General features: G+C 63.1%; 18 protein-coding genes. 13 read left to right on the top strand and 5 right to left on the bottom strand.

Annotated elements, in window-relative coordinates; all coding sequences use genetic code 11:
- Positions 1 to 52: 52 nt before the first annotated feature.
- Complete coding sequence (phaC, locus tag C4Q26_RS09675) at positions 53 to 1,735, top strand: class II poly(R)-hydroxyalkanoic acid synthase (protein ID WP_104883031.1); 1,683 nt, start codon at positions 53 to 55, stop codon at positions 1,733 to 1,735.
- A gap of 13 nt (positions 1,736 to 1,748) precedes the next feature.
- Complete coding sequence (locus C4Q26_RS09680; protein ID WP_023378322.1) at positions 1,749 to 2,363, top strand: TetR/AcrR family transcriptional regulator; 615 nt, start codon at positions 1,749 to 1,751, stop codon at positions 2,361 to 2,363.
- A 92-nt stretch (positions 2,364 to 2,455) separates the two neighbouring features.
- On the opposite strand, the gene C4Q26_RS09685 is transcribed toward C4Q26_RS09680, so the two are convergent.
- The 3 genes from C4Q26_RS09685 to C4Q26_RS09695 form a co-directional block, all read right to left on the bottom strand.
- Positions 2,456 to 3,259, bottom strand: a complete 804-nt coding sequence (locus tag C4Q26_RS09685) for a phasin family protein (RefSeq protein ID WP_104883032.1) — start codon at positions 3,257 to 3,259, stop codon at positions 2,456 to 2,458.
- A gap of 10 nt (positions 3,260 to 3,269) precedes the next feature.
- Positions 3,270 to 3,689 (bottom strand): phasin family protein, encoded by a 420-nt coding sequence (locus C4Q26_RS09690; protein ID WP_023378320.1) that lies wholly within the window; start codon positions 3,687 to 3,689, stop codon positions 3,270 to 3,272.
- A gap of 139 nt (positions 3,690 to 3,828) precedes the next feature.
- Entirely contained in the window at positions 3,829 to 4,104 is a 276-nt protein-coding gene (locus C4Q26_RS09695; RefSeq protein ID WP_023378319.1) for a polyhydroxyalkanoic acid system family protein, read from the bottom strand.
- A 123-nt stretch (positions 4,105 to 4,227) separates the two neighbouring features.
- Between C4Q26_RS09695 and ubiE the strand changes: the two genes are divergently transcribed.
- From ubiE to C4Q26_RS09750, 11 genes are all read left to right on the top strand, one after another.
- The gene (ubiE, locus tag C4Q26_RS09700) at positions 4,228 to 4,998 is read left to right on the top strand and encodes a bifunctional demethylmenaquinone methyltransferase/2-methoxy-6-polyprenyl-1,4-benzoquinol methylase UbiE (protein WP_023378318.1); all 771 of its coding nucleotides are present in this window, start codon (positions 4,228 to 4,230) and stop codon (positions 4,996 to 4,998) included.
- Complete coding sequence (locus C4Q26_RS09705) at positions 4,998 to 5,621, top strand: SCP2 domain-containing protein (RefSeq protein ID WP_027907938.1); 624 nt, start codon at positions 4,998 to 5,000, stop codon at positions 5,619 to 5,621. The genes ubiE and C4Q26_RS09705 overlap by 1 nt, the downstream gene beginning before the upstream one ends.
- Positions 5,618 to 7,237 carry a ubiquinone biosynthesis regulatory protein kinase UbiB gene (ubiB, locus tag C4Q26_RS09710; protein WP_023378316.1) on the top strand — a complete coding sequence of 540 codons (1,620 nt, stop codon included), beginning with the start codon at positions 5,618 to 5,620 and terminating at the stop codon, positions 7,235 to 7,237. Before C4Q26_RS09705 ends, ubiB begins: the two co-directional genes overlap by 4 nt.
- Positions 7,238 to 7,310: 73 nt before the next feature.
- Entirely contained in the window at positions 7,311 to 7,703 is a 393-nt protein-coding gene (hisI, locus tag C4Q26_RS09715) for a phosphoribosyl-AMP cyclohydrolase (protein ID WP_023378315.1), read from the top strand.
- Between the two features lies 1 nt (position 7,704).
- Entirely contained in the window at positions 7,705 to 8,040 is a 336-nt protein-coding gene (locus C4Q26_RS09720) for a phosphoribosyl-ATP diphosphatase (RefSeq protein ID WP_023378314.1), read from the top strand.
- A 167-nt stretch (positions 8,041 to 8,207) separates the two neighbouring features.
- Complete coding sequence (locus C4Q26_RS09725; protein WP_023378313.1) at positions 8,208 to 8,480, top strand: twin-arginine translocase TatA/TatE family subunit; 273 nt, start codon at positions 8,208 to 8,210, stop codon at positions 8,478 to 8,480.
- Between the two features lie 3 nt (positions 8,481 to 8,483).
- Positions 8,484 to 8,855 (top strand): Sec-independent protein translocase protein TatB, encoded by a 372-nt coding sequence (tatB, locus tag C4Q26_RS09730; protein ID WP_023378312.1) that lies wholly within the window; start codon positions 8,484 to 8,486, stop codon positions 8,853 to 8,855.
- Complete coding sequence (tatC, locus tag C4Q26_RS09735; protein ID WP_023378311.1) at positions 8,852 to 9,640, top strand: twin-arginine translocase subunit TatC; 789 nt, start codon at positions 8,852 to 8,854, stop codon at positions 9,638 to 9,640. The genes tatB and tatC overlap by 4 nt, the downstream gene beginning before the upstream one ends.
- Positions 9,637 to 10,344: a 16S rRNA (uracil(1498)-N(3))-methyltransferase gene (locus C4Q26_RS09740; RefSeq protein ID WP_104883033.1), complete on the top strand. Its 708-nt coding sequence runs from the start codon at positions 9,637 to 9,639 to the stop codon at positions 10,342 to 10,344. The genes tatC and C4Q26_RS09740 overlap by 4 nt, the downstream gene beginning before the upstream one ends.
- 102 nt (positions 10,345 to 10,446) lie before the next feature.
- Entirely contained in the window at positions 10,447 to 12,363 is a 1,917-nt protein-coding gene (locus C4Q26_RS09745; protein ID WP_023378309.1) for a methyl-accepting chemotaxis protein, read from the top strand.
- Positions 12,364 to 12,562: 199 nt separating this feature from the next.
- A complete protein-coding gene (locus C4Q26_RS09750) occupies positions 12,563 to 14,506 on the top strand; it encodes a methyl-accepting chemotaxis protein (RefSeq protein WP_104882266.1) in 1,944 nt (647 codons plus the stop codon).
- A gap of 254 nt (positions 14,507 to 14,760) precedes the next feature.
- Here C4Q26_RS09750 and C4Q26_RS09755 read toward each other — a convergent pair whose 3' ends face one another.
- Together C4Q26_RS09755 and C4Q26_RS09760 are read right to left on the bottom strand one after the other, a co-directional pair.
- Positions 14,761 to 15,495, bottom strand: coding sequence for an amino acid ABC transporter ATP-binding protein (locus tag C4Q26_RS09755; protein WP_104884035.1), 735 nt, complete (start codon positions 15,493 to 15,495; stop codon positions 14,761 to 14,763).
- Positions 15,488 to 16,450 carry an amino acid ABC transporter permease gene (locus tag C4Q26_RS09760; RefSeq protein WP_027907936.1) on the bottom strand — a complete coding sequence of 321 codons (963 nt, stop codon included), beginning with the start codon at positions 16,448 to 16,450 and terminating at the stop codon, positions 15,488 to 15,490. Before C4Q26_RS09760 ends, C4Q26_RS09755 begins: the two co-directional genes overlap by 8 nt.
- Positions 16,451 to 16,518: the final 68 nt, after the last annotated feature.

A 16,518-nucleotide genomic window follows, 5' to 3' on the forward strand; every position in this document is an offset into this window, starting at 1 on the left:
CTCTTGTTTGTACGGCGTGAAGGTGAGAACGGTTCAACGAGGGAGTGTTGACATGAAAGAGAAACCGGAAAGAGGGACGATCCACGCTCCCGTGAGCAGCATGAACGTGCAGAGCGCCATCGTCGGCCTGCGTGGTCGCGACCTGATTTCCACCCTGCGCCATGTCGGGCGCCATGGCCTGCGCAACCCGCTGCATACCGCACGCCACCTGCTGGCCTTGGGTGGCCAGCTGGGACGGGTGATGCTCGGCGAAACGCCCAACCAGCCCAACCCCCGCGATAACCGCTTCAGCGATCCGACCTGGAGCCAGAATCCGCTCTACAGTCGTGGCCTGCAAGCCTACCTGGCCTGGCAGAAGCAAACCCGCCTCTGGATCGAAGACAGTTCACTGTCCGATGACGACCGGGCTCGCGCGCAGTTTCTGTTCACCTTGATCAACGATGCCCTGGCGCCAAGCAACTCGCTGCTCAACCCGCTGGCGGTGAAAGAACTGCTCAATACTGGCGGCCAAAGCCTGTTAAGGGGCGTGTCCCACCTGCTCGACGACCTGCGCCACAACGACGGTCTGCCACGCCAGGTCGACGAACGCGCCTTCGAAGTCGGCGGCAACCTGGCTTCGACCCCGGGCGCAGTGGTGTTTCGCAATGAGCTGCTGGAGCTGATCCAGTACAAGCCAATGAGCGAGAAGCAGCATGCACGGCCACTACTGGTGGTGCCGCCGCAGATCAACAAGTTCTACATCTTCGACCTGGGGCCGACCAACAGCTTCGTCCAGTACATGCTCAAGAATGGTCTGCAGGTATTCATGATCAGCTGGCGCAACCCCGACCCACGCCACCGCGAATGGGGGCTGTCCACCTACGTCCAGGCCGTCGAAGAAGCGCTCAATGCCTGCCGCAGTATCAGCGGCAACCGTGACCCCAACCTGATGGGCGCCTGCGCGGGTGGCCTGACCATGGCGGCGTTGCAGGGCCACCTGCAAGCCAAGCATCAGTTGCGCCGGGTACGCAGCGCGACTTACCTGGTCAGCCTGCTCGACAGCAAGTTCGACAGCCCGGCCAGCCTGTTCGCAGACGAGCAGACCATCGAGGCAGCCAAACGCCGCTCGTACCAACGTGGCGTCCTCGATGGCGCCGAGGTAGCGCGGATCTTCGCCTGGATGCGGCCCAACGACCTGATCTGGAACTACTGGGTCAACAACTATCTGCTCGGCAAGGCCCCACCGGCCTTCGACATCCTCTACTGGAACGCCGACAGCACGCGCCTACCCGCCGCGCTGCATGGCGACCTGCTGGACTTCTTCAAACACAATCCACTGACCCACCCTGCGGGGCTGGAAGTGTGTGGCACGCCCATCGACCTCAAGCAGGTCGATCTCGACAGTTTTACCGTGGCTGGCAGCAACGACCACATCACCCCGTGGGACGCGGTGTACCGATCGGCGTTGCTGCTGGGGGGCGAGCGGCGCTTCGTGCTGGCCAACAGCGGGCACATCCAGAGCATCATCAACCCGCCTGGCAACCCCAAGTCCTACTACCTGGACAACCCAAAGCTCTCCAGCGACCCTCGCGCCTGGTTCCATGACGCCAAGCGCAGCGATGGCAGCTGGTGGCCGCTGTGGCTGGAATGGATCACACCGCGTTCCGGCCCGCTCAAGGCCCCGCGCCTGGAGCTAGGCAACAGCACCTATCCACCGCTGGGCCCCGCGCCAGGCAGCTACGTACTGGCACGCTGAGCACCTTGACCGGATGAAGACCCGCGACCGTATCCTCGAATGCGCCCTGCAGTTGTTCAACCAGCAGGGCGAACCCAATGTCTCGACCCTTGAGATCGCCAACGAACTGGGCATCAGTCCCGGCAACCTGTACTACCACTTCCATGGCAAGGAGCCACTGGTGATTGGGTTGTTCGAGCGCTTCGAAGAGGAACTGCTGCCGCTGCTCGATCCTCCGCTGGATGTACGTCTGGACGCCGAGGACTATTGGCTGTTCCTGCACCTGATCGTCGAGCGCATGGCCCAGTACCGGTTTCTGTTCCAAGACTTGTCGAATCTGATCGGACGCCTGCCGAAGCTGGCCCGTGGCATCCGCAGCCTGATCAATGCCCTCAAGCGCACGCTCGCTGCCTTGCTGGCCAGCCTCAAGGCCCAGGGGCAGGTCGTCAGCGAAACGCAGGCGCTGGGGCAACTGGTGGAACAGATCACCCTGACCTTGATGTGTTCGCTGGATTACCAGCGGGTACTAGGCCGGGAAGGCGATGTGGGGATCGTGGTCTACCAGGTGATGATGCTAGTGGCGCCGCATCTGCAGCCACCCGCGCGCGTGGCGGCGGAACAGTTGGCGGTGCGGTATCTGGAAGGATGAAAGCGAGCACAAGGGTTGACGCGATCGCTGGCAAGCCGGCTCCTACGGTTCAGGTGTAGGCGCTGGCTTGCCGGCGATGGCACGGCGCGGTATCAGGCCTGGCCGACCACGCTCAGCGGCGCCGACGGCGTGCTGCTGGCCGCAGTGGCAGCAGGCGCCGGAGCGGCGGTAGCGGCCGGAGCAGCGCTCGCAGCGGGTGCTGCTGGCTTAGCGGCGGCCGGTTTGGCCGGGGCCTTCTTCGCTGCCGGTTTCTTCGCGGCAGCAGGCTTGGTGGCCGCAGGCTTGGTAGCCGGCTTCGCTGCTGGCTTGGCTGCTGCTGGCTTGGCTGCTGCTGGCTTGGCAGCTGCTGGTTTGGCTGCAGCGGTCTTGGCGGCGGGTTTGGCAGCTACGGTTTTCGCCGCAGGCTTGGCAGCAGCCTTGGCCAACGGTTTGGCCGCTGTCTTGGTTGCGGAAGCCTTGCTGGCCGCGCTACGGGAGGAGATCGGGGTGACGGACGCACCAGTCAGTTTCTCGATCTGCTTGGTCAGACTGTCCACCTGCTGGTGCAGGGCCTTGATCTCGTTGCGGCTCGGCACGCCCAGACGCGAGATGGCACTGTTCAGGCGCTTGTCGAAGGCTTCCTCGAGCTCGCTCCACTTGCCCAAGGCACGGTCCTTGACGCCGGACACACGCGAGGTGGTGGTGGACTTGGCGCTTTCCGCCACGTCTTCAGCGGTCTTCTTGGCCTGCTTCTCAGCCTTCTCGCCGTCCTTCACCAGCGAGTCGAACAGCTTGGGGCCATCCTGGTCGATCTTCGAATAGATACCCAGGCCTGCCAGCCAGATCTTGCGGGAGTACTTTTCGATCCCGCCGATCCAGGAGCTGCTTTCTTTGTCGGTACTCTTCTTGCCAGCCATCCTGCTCTCCTTATGGTTTGTGCGCGACGCGCTCGAGCAGCTCATGAAGCTGTTCAAGCTTGATGGACAGCGCCTCAACGTCATGTTTAGACGGAATGCCGAGGCGATTCAAGGCGCGACCGACGCGTGCGTCGAAGGCCTTTTCGATTTTGTCGAGTTGAACTTCGACTTTGCCACGTACGCGACTCACTTCCTCGGTGGCCTCGTCGATGTGGCTGTTGGCGGCATCGAGCTCTTTGTCGATGCGCTTCTTGCCACGTTTCTCGACGCCTTCACCGGCTTTTACCAGCTCCTTGAAGTAATCGGAGCCTTCCTGGCCGACACGGGCGTAAGCGCCGATGCCCGCCAGCCAGATCTTGCGTGCGTAGCCGCGTACCTCGCCCAAGGTACCCAGGACTTCGTCCTTTTTCTTCACGTTCACTTTGGCCATGCTCTGTACCTCATGCTCATGAGTGGAGGGAGGATGAGCCCATGGGGGTGGGCTTGAGCATAAGGTAGGGGGTGAAATTAGAATCTTCACCCTAAGGTGGGGCGGTGGTACTGGCGAGGGCACCGCCCTGGCCGTGGAATCAGGCCAACGCCTTGTCCAGCGCCCGCTCGATCTCGCTTTTGATGGTGCTGCCCATGATCGACAGCATCATGCCCAGCTTCAGTTCGACCCGAATGGTGTCCTCGCCGATATGGACGCTGCCATTGGCGCCGCTGCGCGTCACATCGACGCGGTCACCGTTCCAGTTGGCCTTGAGGTCGTATTCGCGGGACAGCTTTTCCACCAGCGCTTGGGCCTTGGCGCGGGCGGCTTCGCGGCCGAGGGAGTGCTTGCGTTCAACGCTGATCTGGGTCATGGGGACGATCCTGGATATGAGACATGCTCGCCATTATGCCCGTCCCCTCCCCCAGGCACACCCCGCCAAGACAAATCCGCCCGTTCGCCCTAGAATGGCGGTAATTTTTTCCGGTGAAGCGATATGAACGACCAGCGCAAAGGCGAACACGCCGAACCCACCACCCATTTCGGCTACCAGGACGTGCCTGAAAGCCAAAAAGCGAAGAAGGTCGCCGAGGTGTTCCACTCGGTGGCGGCCAAGTACGACTTGATGAACGATGTGCTGTCCGGCGGCATGCACCGCCTGTGGAAGCGCTTCACCATCGAGCTGTCGGGCGTGCGCAGCGGCAACCGCGTGCTGGACATCGCTGGCGGGACCGGCGATCTGGCGGCCAAGTTTTCCCGTCTCGTGGGCCCTACCGGCCAGGTGGTGCTCGCCGACATCAACGAATCGATGCTCAAGGTCGGCCGCGACCGCCTGCTCGACCGTGGTGTTGCCGGCAACATCGAGTTCGTCCAGGCCGATGCCGAGAAGCTGCCGTTCCCCGACAACCACTTCGACTGCGTGACCATTGCCTTTGGTCTGCGTAACGTCACCCACAAGGACGAAGCCCTGCGTTCGATGCTGCGCGTGCTCAAGCCCGGTGGTCGCCTGTTGGTACTGGAGTTCTCCAAGCCGACCAACAAGCTGATGTCCAAGGCCTACGACGCCTACTCGTTCGCCTTCATGCCACTGGCCGGCAAGCTGATCACCAACGACTCGGAGAGCTATCGCTACCTGGCCGAGTCGATCCGCATGCACCCCGACCAGGAAACCCTGAAGGCCATGATGGTCGATGCCGGTTTCGACCGCGTCACCTACCACAACATGACCAGCGGTATCGTTGCCGTGCACCGGGGAATCAAGCCCTGATGTTGCTGGCCGGGCTGCTCGCCAGCGTCGAACATGGCCTGAACCGCGTCCTGCGCATGGACAGCACCGCCCTGCCGCGGCTGGCTGCGCTGGAAGGCAAGGTCATCGAAATCGACTGTCGCCAACCCGCCCTGCAGGTATTCATCCTGCCGGACGAGGAAGGCCTGATGCTCGCAGCCCACTGGGAGGGCGAGGTCGACTGCAGCCTTCGCGCCCCGGCGGGCAGCCTGGCCCAACTGGCTCTGGCCAAAGACAAGAACGCCGTGCTGCACAGCCCACAGGTCGAATTGCATGGTGACAGTGCCGTGCTGCTCGACCTGGTCGGGGTGCTGCAGGACCTGGAACTGGACTGGGAGTTCGAGCTGTCGCGCTGGCTGGGACCAGTGGCCACCTCGCTGCTCGCAGGCCACCTTCGTCTGCGCGCGCGCTGGACCCGCCAAGGCCTGACCCGCTTCAGCCAGAACCTGTCCGAGTACCTGGCCGAAGAGTCGCGCACCCTCGTGGGCAAGCGCGAAGCCGAAGCCGCCTTCAGCGAGCTCGACGCCCTTAAAGTCGACATCGAACGCCTCGAGGCGCGCCTCCAGCGCCTTTCCCGAACCCTTGATACCAGCGATAAAGCATGAAGCTGCTTGCCGTCCGCCGTCTGTTGCGCATCCAGCGCGTCGTGATCCGCTACCGCCTCGATGACCTGCTGTTCGACCTGCCCCTGCCCTGGTGGCTGATGAGCCTGCGCCTGCTGATGCCTTGGCGCTGGCTGCCGCGCAAGCCTTCCGAGCTCAGCCGCGGTGCGCGCCTGCGCCTGGCCTTGCAAGACCTGGGGCCGATCTTCATCAAGTTCGGCCAGTTGCTCTCCACCCGCCGCGACCTGCTGCCCACCGACATCGCCGACGAGCTGATGCTGCTGCAGGACCGTGTCCCGCCCTTCGACCCGAAAAAGGCCGTGGCCCTGATCGAAGAGCAACTGGGCGCCCGGGTCAGCGATGTGTTCAGTCGCTTCGATGTCGAGCCCCTGGCCTCGGCATCGGTGGCCCAGGTGCACGCCGCGCGCTTGAAAACCGGCGAAGAGGTGGTGGTCAAAGTGGTACGCCCCGGCCTCAAGCCGGTGATTGCCCAGGACCTGGCGTGGCTGTTCCTGATCGCCAAGGGCGCCGAACGGGTGTCGGCCGATGCGCGCCGCCTGCACCCGGTGGAAGTGGTCAGCGATTACGAAAAAACCATCTACGACGAGCTCGACCTGCTCCGCGAGGCGGCCAATGCCAGCCAGTTGCGGCGTAATTTCGAGGGCTCGGAGCTGATGTACGTGCCCCAGGTCTACTGGGACCTGTGCCGCCCGAAGGTGCTGGTGATGGAGCGCATCTATGGCGTACCGGTGACCGACATGGTGACCTTGGCCGACCAGCGTACCGACATGAAGATGCTGGCTGAACGGGGTGTCGAGGTGTTCTTCACCCAGGTGTTCCGCGACAGTTTCTTCCACGCCGACATGCACCCAGGCAACATCTTCGTCAGCACGGTCAAGCCGTGGAGCCCGCAGTACATTGCCATCGACTGCGGCATCGTCGGCAGCCTCACCGCCGAGGACCAGGACTACCTGGCGCGCAACCTGATCGCCTTCTTCAAGCGTGACTACCGCCGTGTCGCGCAATTGCACATCGACTCTGGGTGGGTACCGGCGCACACCAAGGTCAATGAGTTCGAAGCAGCTATCCGCACCGTATGCGAACCGATCTTCGAGAAGCCACTCAAGGACATTTCCTTCGGCCAGGTACTGATGCGCCTGTTCCAGACCGCACGGCGCTTCAACATGGAAGTGCAACCGCAACTGGTGCTGCTGCAGAAGACCTTGCTCAACATCGAGGGCTTGGGCCGTCAGCTGTACCCGGACCTGGACCTGTGGAGCACCGCCAAGCCGTACCTGGAGCGTTGGATGCGCGAGCGCATGAGCCCCAAGGCGGTTCTGGGCAACCTGCACAGCCAGGTCGAGCAACTGCCGCACCTGGCCGACATGACCCGCGACTTGCTCGAACGCCTGTCACAACCGCACCTGCACGATCCGCAGTTGCCGGAGCGTCGTCGCCAGGGCGACCGCTGGGCGCTGCGCCTGCTCGGTGCGGGACTGCTCGGCGGTGGCGCGGTGTTGGCGGTGGGCGCTGCCGAGACCGCCAGCCTGGCCGCCCCTGTCGCCTGGCCGGCCTGGTTGATGCTGGCCGCGGGGCTTTACCTGATCGTGCGCCAATAGCCAGCAGCGTGGCTGGCTGGCACACTAGCGCAAAGGGCTCGGCACAGGCGCGGGCCCGGTTTTGGAGTCGACGATGAAAGACTGGCTGGACGAGATCAAGTGGAACAGCGATGGCCTGGTACCGGCAATCGCCCAGGACCATAAGACCGGACGCGTGCTGATGATGGCCTGGATGAACCGCGAATCGCTGGCCCTGACCGCCGCCGAACAACGCGCTATCTACTGGTCGCGCTCACGTGGCAAGCTGTGGCGCAAGGGCGAGGAGTCGGGCCATGTGCAAAAGCTGCACGAAATGCGCCTGGACTGCGATGCCGATGTGATCATCCTGATGGTCGAGCAACTGGGCCATATCGCCTGCCATACCGGACGCGAAAGCTGCTTCTACCGCGTCTACGAAGACGGCCAGTGGAAAACCGTCGACCCGGTCCTGAAGGACCCGCACGCCATCTACAGCGCAGGACACTGACATGAGCGACACCCTGAACCGCCTGGCCGAAGTGCTTGAGCAACGCAAGCAAGCGGCCCCCGACAGCTCTTACGTGGCCAGCCTGTACCACAAGGGCCTGAACAAGATCCTTGAGAAACTTGGCGAAGAGTCCGTCGAAACCATCATCGCTGCAAAGGATGCTGCCGTCAGCAAGGATTACAGCGATGTCATCTATGAAACCGCCGACTTGTGGTTTCATAGCCTGGTGATGCTCAGTGCGCTGGGCCAGCATCCGCAAGCGGTGCTCGATGAGCTGGAGCGCCGTTTCGGTCTTTCCGGGCATGACGAGAAGGCCGCGCGTCAGCCTTCTGCCTGATACGTTTTCGAGGGCGCTTGGCGCGCCTATCGTGGGGGCGGGTTTACCCGCGAAGAGTGCAACGCGGTGCATCGCCCGGCTTAGCCGGTGTTCGCGGGTGAAACCGCTCCCACAGGGACCGCGCTGCCAGACAATTTCGCTGTACCTGTAAATTTCAGGAGTACGAAATGGGTATTTTTGACTGGAAACACTGGATTGTCCTGCTGGTCGTCGTAGTCCTGGTCTTCGGCACCAAGAAGCTGAAGAACTTCGGCAGCGACCTTGGCGAGTCGATCAAGGGCTTTCGCAAGGCCATGAACGAAGAAGAGAACAAGCCAGCCGAACAGACGCCTCCCCCAGCCCAACCCGTGCCGCCGGTGCAAAGCGCGCCGCAACAAGCCCAGGGCCAGACCATCGAGGGCCAGGCCCAGCCGGTCCAAGAGCCGCAACGGAAAGACTGACCCATGTTCGGCATCAGCTTCAGCGAGTTGCTGCTCGTCGGCCTGGTTGCCCTGCTGGTGCTCGGACCCGAGCGCTTGCCCGGCGCCGCCCGTACCGCTGGGCTGTGGATCGGCCGCCTCAAGCGCAGCTTCAACAGCATCAAGATGGAAGTCGAGCGTGAAATCGGCGCCGACGACATCCGCCGCCAGCTGCACAACGAGCACATCCTGCAGATGGAGCAGGAAGCACGGCGCATCCTCAACCCACAGACGCCGCCCGCTCAGCCGCCGACCGCCGCGCCTGGCCAACCGCCCGCCGCAGCCGCGACAACGCCTGTAACCTCCGGCGGTGCGCCGGAAACGTCCGAACAGCCCCAACCGCCGCGAGCCCCATGAGCGAAAATCCGGAACACGACCAGCCGATGCCGCTGGTTTCGCACCTGACTGAACTGCGTACCCGCCTGCTGCGCTGCGTGGCGGTCATCTTCCTGATCTTTGCCGGGCTGTTCTCGTTCGCCCAGCAGATCTACACCCTGGTCTCGGCCCCGCTGCGCGAACACCTGCCAGCCAATGCGACGATGATCGCCACCGACGTGGCTTCGCCGTTCCTGACGCCGTTCAAACTGACCATGATCGTCTCGCTGTTCCTGGCGATCCCGTTCATCCTCCAGCAGATCTGGGGCTTCATCGCGCCAGGGCTGTACCGCCATGAAAAGCGCATCGCTATCCCATTGCTGGTGTCGAGCATCCTGCTGTTCTATGCCGGCATGGCCTTCGCCTATTTCCTGGTGTTCCCGCTGATCTTCGGTTTCTTCGCCAGCGCCACGCCGGAAGGCGTGTCGATGATGACGGACATTGCCAGTTACCTGGATTTCGTCATGACGCTATTCTTCGCCTTCGGCGTCGCCTTCGAGATCCCAGTGGCCGTGGTGCTGCTGGTGTGGATCGGCGTGGTCGACGTGAAGTACCTGAAGAAGATCCGCCCCTACGTGATCATCGGCTGCTTCGTGGTCGGCATGGTCCTGACGCCACCGGATATCTTCTCCCAGACCTTGCTGGCGGTCCCCATGTGGCTGCTGTTCGAGATCGGCGTGCTGTGTGGCAGCCTGATCCGTAAACGCGGCCACGAGAACGAAGCCGCAGACGACCACAACGACCAACCGCCAGCGACGCAATCGTGAACCTGCTGTTACTGGAGGAGGCCGACTTCGTTTCGGCCGACCGCGTCGTCCTGGCCGACCGCCGTTTCACCCACATGCAGGAGATCCACCGGGTCGCGGTGGGGGATACCCTGCGCGTCGGACGTATCGGTGGCCTGATGGGCAAAGCGACAGTGGTCCGCCTGGAGAAACACCAAGCGGAGCTGGACGTCAGCTTCGACCAGCCGCCACCGGCCAAGCTGCCATTGACCCTGGTGCTGGCCGTGCCACGGCCGAAGATGCTGCGCCGGCTGTTCCAGACCGTTGCCACCCTTGGTGTGCCCCGGTTGGTCCTGGTCAACAGCTACAAGGTCGAGAAAAGCTTCTGGCAAACGCCTTTCCTGCACCCCGACAGCATCCGCGAAAACCTCATCCTCGGCCTTGAGCAGGCCCGCGACACGGTGCTGCCCGAGGTCATCATCGAGAAGCGCTTCAAGCCGTTCGTCGAAGACCGCCTGCCAGCCATCGTCGAAAACACCCTTGGCCTGGTCGGTCATCCTGGCCCTTACCCGGCGTGCCCACGCGCTGTCGAAGGCCCCGTGACACTGGCCATCGGCCCTGAAGGCGGCTGGATTCCCTATGAAATCGAGCTCTTGGGCAAGGCCGGGCTGACACCTGTGCAACTGGGTGACCGCATCCTGCGAGTCGAAACTGCCGTCACTGCACTGTTATCGCGAATATTCTGACAGTTAAGTCAGATATTTCTGCCCATCAAGTTTCCTCCGCGCAGGCCGATGGTTTAACAACACAACAATAATCCGTGTTGCGAGTTAACCGGGGAGTCGATCATGTACCGTTGGTTTGCCCAATCGCTGGGAAATATGAGCGTCAATCGCAAATTGGGGCTGGGGTTCGGGCTGGTGCTGCTGCTGACCCTGGCTATCACGCTGACCGGTTGGAAAGGCCTGGACAGCGTCATCGACCGTGGCGACAAGCTAGGCAATATTTCCGTGATCTACCAGTACACCCAGGAACTACGCATCGCGCGCCAGCACTATGAGCGCAAACGTGATGAGACCTCCATCGGCGAGCTGGAAAAGTCCCTGACGAACCTGGAGCGCCAGGTGCAACTGATGCTCGGCCAGATCGAACAGCCAGTCGATCGCCAGCGCCTGGAACAACAACAGGAAGCCGTTCGCCAGTACCAGCAAGCTTTCAACCAGCTCAAGCAGTCCAGCCAACGCCGCGAAGCCAGCCGCAGCGTGCTGGGTGACAGTGCCGACAAGGCTGCCGACCTGATCGGCAAGGTCCAGCAGCGCCTGCTGCAAGGCGGCGACATCAACCAGTACCAGTACGCCGTTGAAGTCAGCGCCCTGCTGCAGCAAGCGCGCTTCCAGGTACGGGGCTACACCTACAGCGGCAATGCCGACTTCCAGCAGACCGCTCTGCAAGCTATCGACCAGGCCATGGCCGAACTCAAGGCACTGCCTGCCAAAGTGGGCGCCGAACACGCCTCCAGCCTCGACGACGCAGCCACCGCGCTGGCGGGCTACCGCGATGCGGTCAGCCAGTTCGGTACTGCCCAGGCGGCCAGCGAACAGGCCCTGCAACGCATGGCTGAGCAAGGCACGGTGTTGCTGCAGGCCAGCCAGGCAATGACGGTTTCGCAGACTGACGTGCGTAATGCCGGCACTCGCCAGGCCAAGATGATGCTGGCCGCCGCAACGGGCCTGGCTCTGCTGTTGGGCGTGCTGGCCGCCTGGGTCATCACCCGTCAAATCATCATTCCGCTGCGCAATACGCTGACCGCCGCCGAGCGCGTGGCCGATGGCGACCTGCGCCACGATCTGCCGGTCGATCGCCGCGACGAGCTTGGCCAACTGCAAGCGACCATGCAGCGCATGACCAAGAGCCTGCGAGAGCTGATCGGCGGTATAGGCGACGGCGTCACCCAGATCGCCAGTGCCGCCGAGGAGTTGTCGGCTGTCACGGAACAGACCAGCGCCGGGGTCAGCAACCAGAAGGTCGAGACCGACCAGGTTGCGACGGCCATGAACGAAATGTCGGCCACTGTTCACGAAGTGGCGCGTAACGCCGAGCAGGCGTCGGAAGCGGCAGTCATGGCCGACCAGCAGGCCCGTGAGGGTGATCGGGTGGTCGGCGAAGCCATTGCCCAGATCGAGCGTCTGGCCAACGAGGTGGTCAATTCCAGCGAAGCCATGAACCAGTTGAAGGCCGAGAGCGACAAGATCGGCAGCGTGCTGGATGTGATCAAGTCGGTGGCACAGCAGACCAATTTGCTGGCCCTGAACGCCGCCATCGAAGCGGCCCGCGCAGGCGAAGCCGGGCGCGGATTCGCCGTGGTCGCTGACGAGGTACGCAGCCTTGCCCAGCGCACTCAGCAGTCGACCGAAGAGATCGAAGAGCTGATCGCCGGCCTGCAAAGTGGCACCGAGCGCGTGGCCAACGTCATGGACAGCAGCCGCGGACTCACCGACAGCAGTGTCGAACTGACCCGCCGTGCCGGCAGCTCGCTCGAGACCATCACCCGCACCGTGTCGTCGATCCAGGCGATGAACCAGCAAATCGCCACGGCTGCCGAGCAGCAAAGCGCCGTGGCCGAGGAGATCAACCGCAGCGTGATGAATGTGCGGGACATCTCCGACCAGACCTCGGCGGCGAGCGAGGAAACAGCCAGCTCCAGCGTGGAACTGGCACGCCTGGGTACGCACCTGCAAGGGTTGGTGGGGCGGTTCAGGCTCTAGGCTGCCCGGGGGGCGCCTGTACTGGCCTCTTCGGGGGTAGTCCCGTGCAGAGGCCAGTACAGGCAGAATTTTCTTGCATGCTGCGGTGAAATTTCCTACCTGATTTTCAGGTCAAGTCCTACAGCTCCGCTGCCGATTGGCAGAGGTGTGATGCTGGCAATGCGCCCTCATCCCCCTCTCAATCGCACGGAGACTCAACATGTTCGGCTACCTCAATCGCAAGCTCGGCAACATCAGCGTCGCCGCGAAGCTCGCCATGGGCTTCGCCGTGGTCCTGCTGCTTACCCTGACCACCACCGTCACCGGCTGGACCGCCCTGGACGGCGCCATCGAGCGCTCGGAACAGCTCAGTGAAATCGGCCTGATCAACGACCTGGTCAAGGACCTGCGCGCCGAGCGCATTACCTACCGTGTCCTCAGCGACGACACCAGCAAGGCCCGCATCGGGCAGATACTCGAACAACTCGAAAGCATGCTGACCACCCTGCATCAGCGCAGTGGCGTGGATGCCTCACGCCAGATGCTCACGCAGAAGCTGCAGCAGTTGCAGCGTCTGCGCGAGGATTTCGCCACCCTGCAACGCACGGTCGAGAGCCGCCAGACGCTACGCCAGGCCATGGCGATGCAGGAGCAGACACTCAGCGAGGTAATCGACGAGCTACAGACCCAGGCCTTGCTGAAAATGCCTGCCGACAGCCAGCAAGCAAGCGTACTGGGGCTGATGGACACGCTTGGCCGGCACATAGATGGGGCCAACCAGCAGAGCCAGATGCCGGCCTACACCTTCTCGCCGCTCAGTGACTTCGCCAAGGTCGGGGACTCAGCACTGGATGCGGCCGACAAAGGCCTCGCCCAGTTGCTGGTCGGCCTTGCTCCCCTGGGGCTATCCCGCGCATTGAGAGAGCAGCCCGGCGTCGAACTGGCCAAGTACCGGACCAGCTTGAACGAATACCGCAACGCTGCCCTGGCTGTCGAGCAACTGCAGGAGCGCATGGAAACAATGGGCGATGAGCTGGGCGCCACCAGTCTGGAACTGAGCCAGAGAAAGATCGAGCAGCGAGACAGCGAGGCTCTGGCGGCCCGTTCGCTGCTTACCAGCGTCGCCATGCTGGCTTTGGTGGTGGGCGTGGTGGCCGGCTGGTTGATCACCTTGCAGATCACCCAACCCCTGCGCCAGACCCTGGCCTTGGCTGCACGCATCGCCCGTGGCGACCTCAGTCAACTGGAGCCAGTACAACGGCGCGACGAAATGGGGCAACTCCAAGCGAGCATGCGCGAGATGACCATCAGCCTCCGTGAGCTGATCGGCGGTATCGACCAGGGCGTCAGCCACCTGTCCCAGGCCGCGACACAGCTGGCTGCCAGCAGCGAAGACACCAAGCAACGGATCAATCAGCAACGCGAGGAAACCGACCAGGTGGCCACGGCCATGAACCAGATGAGCGCGACCGTGCAAGAGGTGGCTCAGAATGCCGAACAGGCCTCGCTGGCGGCCACCGACGCCGATCACCAGGCACAGCTGGGCGATCAGGTGGTAGCGCAGGCCATTGGTCGCATCGAGCAACTGGCGGGGCAAATGGACCGCTGCCTGGCCGCCATGCAGCACCTTGCCGGAGAAAGCGAGCGGATCGGCAGCATTCTCGATGTGATCAAGTCGGTTTCCGAGCAAACCAACCTGCTCGCGCTGAACGCGGCCATCGAGGCGGCCCGCGCTGGGGAGGCCGGTCGCGGTTTTGCCGTGGTCGCCGACGAAGTGCGCGGATTAGCCCAGCGCACCCAGCAATCGACCGAAGAAATCGAGCAACTGATCGAGAACCTGCACAGCGGGACCGATGAGGTCACCACACTGCTCGACAGCAGCAAGCTCCTGACCGAGCAAAGCGTCGAGTTGAGTCGCAAGGCAGGTTGTGCGTTGAGTCAAATCACCGATACCGTCTCGAGTATCCAGGGCATGAATCAGCAGATCGCCACGGCCAGCGAAGAACAGAGCGTGGTGGCCGAGCAGATCAACCGCAGCGTGATCAACGTCCGCGATGCGTCGGACCAGACCAGTACGGCGAGCGAGCAGACCGCAGCGTCCAGTGGTGAGCTGGAGCAGTTGGGGCGACAGCTGAGGGGGATGGTGGGGCGGTTCAGCCTTTGAGAGGTTGCGGCGCCGGTCTTGAGTCTTGAGGTGTTGCGTGAATCGAGCGCCGCTCGCGCGGCGCATCGCGAGCGAGGCTCGCTCCTACGGCTGTTTCGGGCCAGTTTTCCCTGCGCGAACTGCGCGCGCCTCTGTCAATTGGCCAGAAACGAACGTAGGAGCCTCGCTCGCCATGCGCCGCGAGGGCGGCGCTTGGTCGGATAAACGCTGAAGCACCCCCGGCAAGCGCATGACCTGCATCACGCGCCCCGCAGTTACAGCACCTGCCGCAGAAACGCCTGTGCCCGTGGGTCCTTAGGCGATGCGAAGAACTCCGCTGGCGACGAATCTTCCAGCAGCTTGCCGTGATCGAAGAACAGCACCCGATCCGCCACTTCCCGGGCAAAGCCCATCTCGTGGGTCACGCAGACCATCGTCATGCCCTCCTGGGCCAGGGTCTTCATGACATCGAGCACTTCACCGACCATTTCCGGGTCAAGCGCCGAGGTCGGTTCGTCGAACAGCATCACTTTGGGCTCCATGGCCAACGCCCGGGCAATCGCCACCCGCTGCTGCTGGCCGCCCGAGAGCCGGGACGGATACTCGTTGGCTTTCTGCGCGATCCCGACCTTCTCCAGCAATGCCCAGGCCTTGGCCTCGCGCTCGGCCTTGCCACGCTTGCGCACGACTTTCTGGGCAAGGCACAGGTTCTCGAGCACGGTCATGTGCGGGAACAGGTTGAAATGCTGGAACACCATGCCGACTTCACGGCGGTAGGCGTTGATGTCGGTCTTCGGGTCGTCCAGCTGCAGGCCGTCGATGGCCACGTGGCCGTCGTCGAAGTGCTCCAGGCCGTTGAGGCAACGCAGGAAGGTCGACTTGCCCGACCCCGAAGGGCCCAGCACCACCACCACTTCGCCCTTGGCCACGTGCGTGGTCACCTTGTCCACCGCGCGCACCACTTGGCCACGCGTGTCGAAGACTTTCAACAGGTCACGAACTTCAATCACTTTGCGCAAGCCTCCGCTCGAGCCGGCTGGCCAGGTGCGACAGCGGCAGGTTGATCAGCAGGTAAAGGCCTGCCACGCAGAACCAGATCTCGAAGGTCGAGAACGAGGTGGTAATGGCCTCGCGGCCACTCTTGGTCAGTTCGGTGATGGCGATCACCGAAACCAGCGAGGTGTCCTTGACCAGGCTGATGAACTGCCCGGCCAAGGGCGGCAGCACGCGCTTGAATGCCTGAGGCAGGATCACGTGACGCATCGACTGGCTGGCGTTCAGGCCCAGCGAGCGCGCAGCTTCGTTCTGGCCTTTGGCGATCGACTGTACGCCGGCACGGACGATTTCGGCGACGTAGGCGCCGGTGAACAGCGCCAGGGCCGCCACCCCGGCGAATTCGCGGGACAGGTTGAGCACCGTACCGATGAAGAAGTAGAAGATGAAGATCTGCACCAACAGCGGCGTACCGCGCACCAACTCGACATAGACCGTCGAAAGGTCGCGCAGGGTCGGGTTGCTGGAAAGCCGGCACAATCCGGCAAACAAGCCGATCACCAGGCCAAGTGCCCCGGAAACCACAGAAATCCACAGCGTGGTCCACAAGCCCCACGCCAGAGGACCGGCTGCCCAGTGACGGGTCACACCGATCTGATCGCCTTCGGAGACATCGTCACCGCGGCTCAGTTGCAGGCTGTCCTTGGCCACGTCGAGCACCTGCTGGTCGCCGTTTTCGTCCTTGAGCGTGACACGCGCGGTGTCACCGGAAACGACGATGTCCTGGACCGTGCCGTAGCTGGCGGCGCGCTGGGCTTCTTCGGCCTGGTAGGCGAAGTATTGCGGCACGCGGTTCCAGCGCCACTCGTAGGAAATCATCGAGGTGGCCAGGTACAGGCTGAACGCCAGGCCCACCAGGACCAGCGCGGTCAGCGCATGCCAGGGCCACTGGGCTTTCTTGTGTTTGATCACGAGGGTACTTCCGTAAATGCGAACGCGCAGGGTTTGCCTGCGCGTCGGGGTCAAAGCCTGGGCTTGTG

It is taken from the genome of Pseudomonas sp. SWI44 (genome assembly GCF_002947915.1).
GTDB lineage: Bacteria > Pseudomonadota > Gammaproteobacteria > Pseudomonadales > Pseudomonadaceae > Aquipseudomonas > Aquipseudomonas taiwanensis.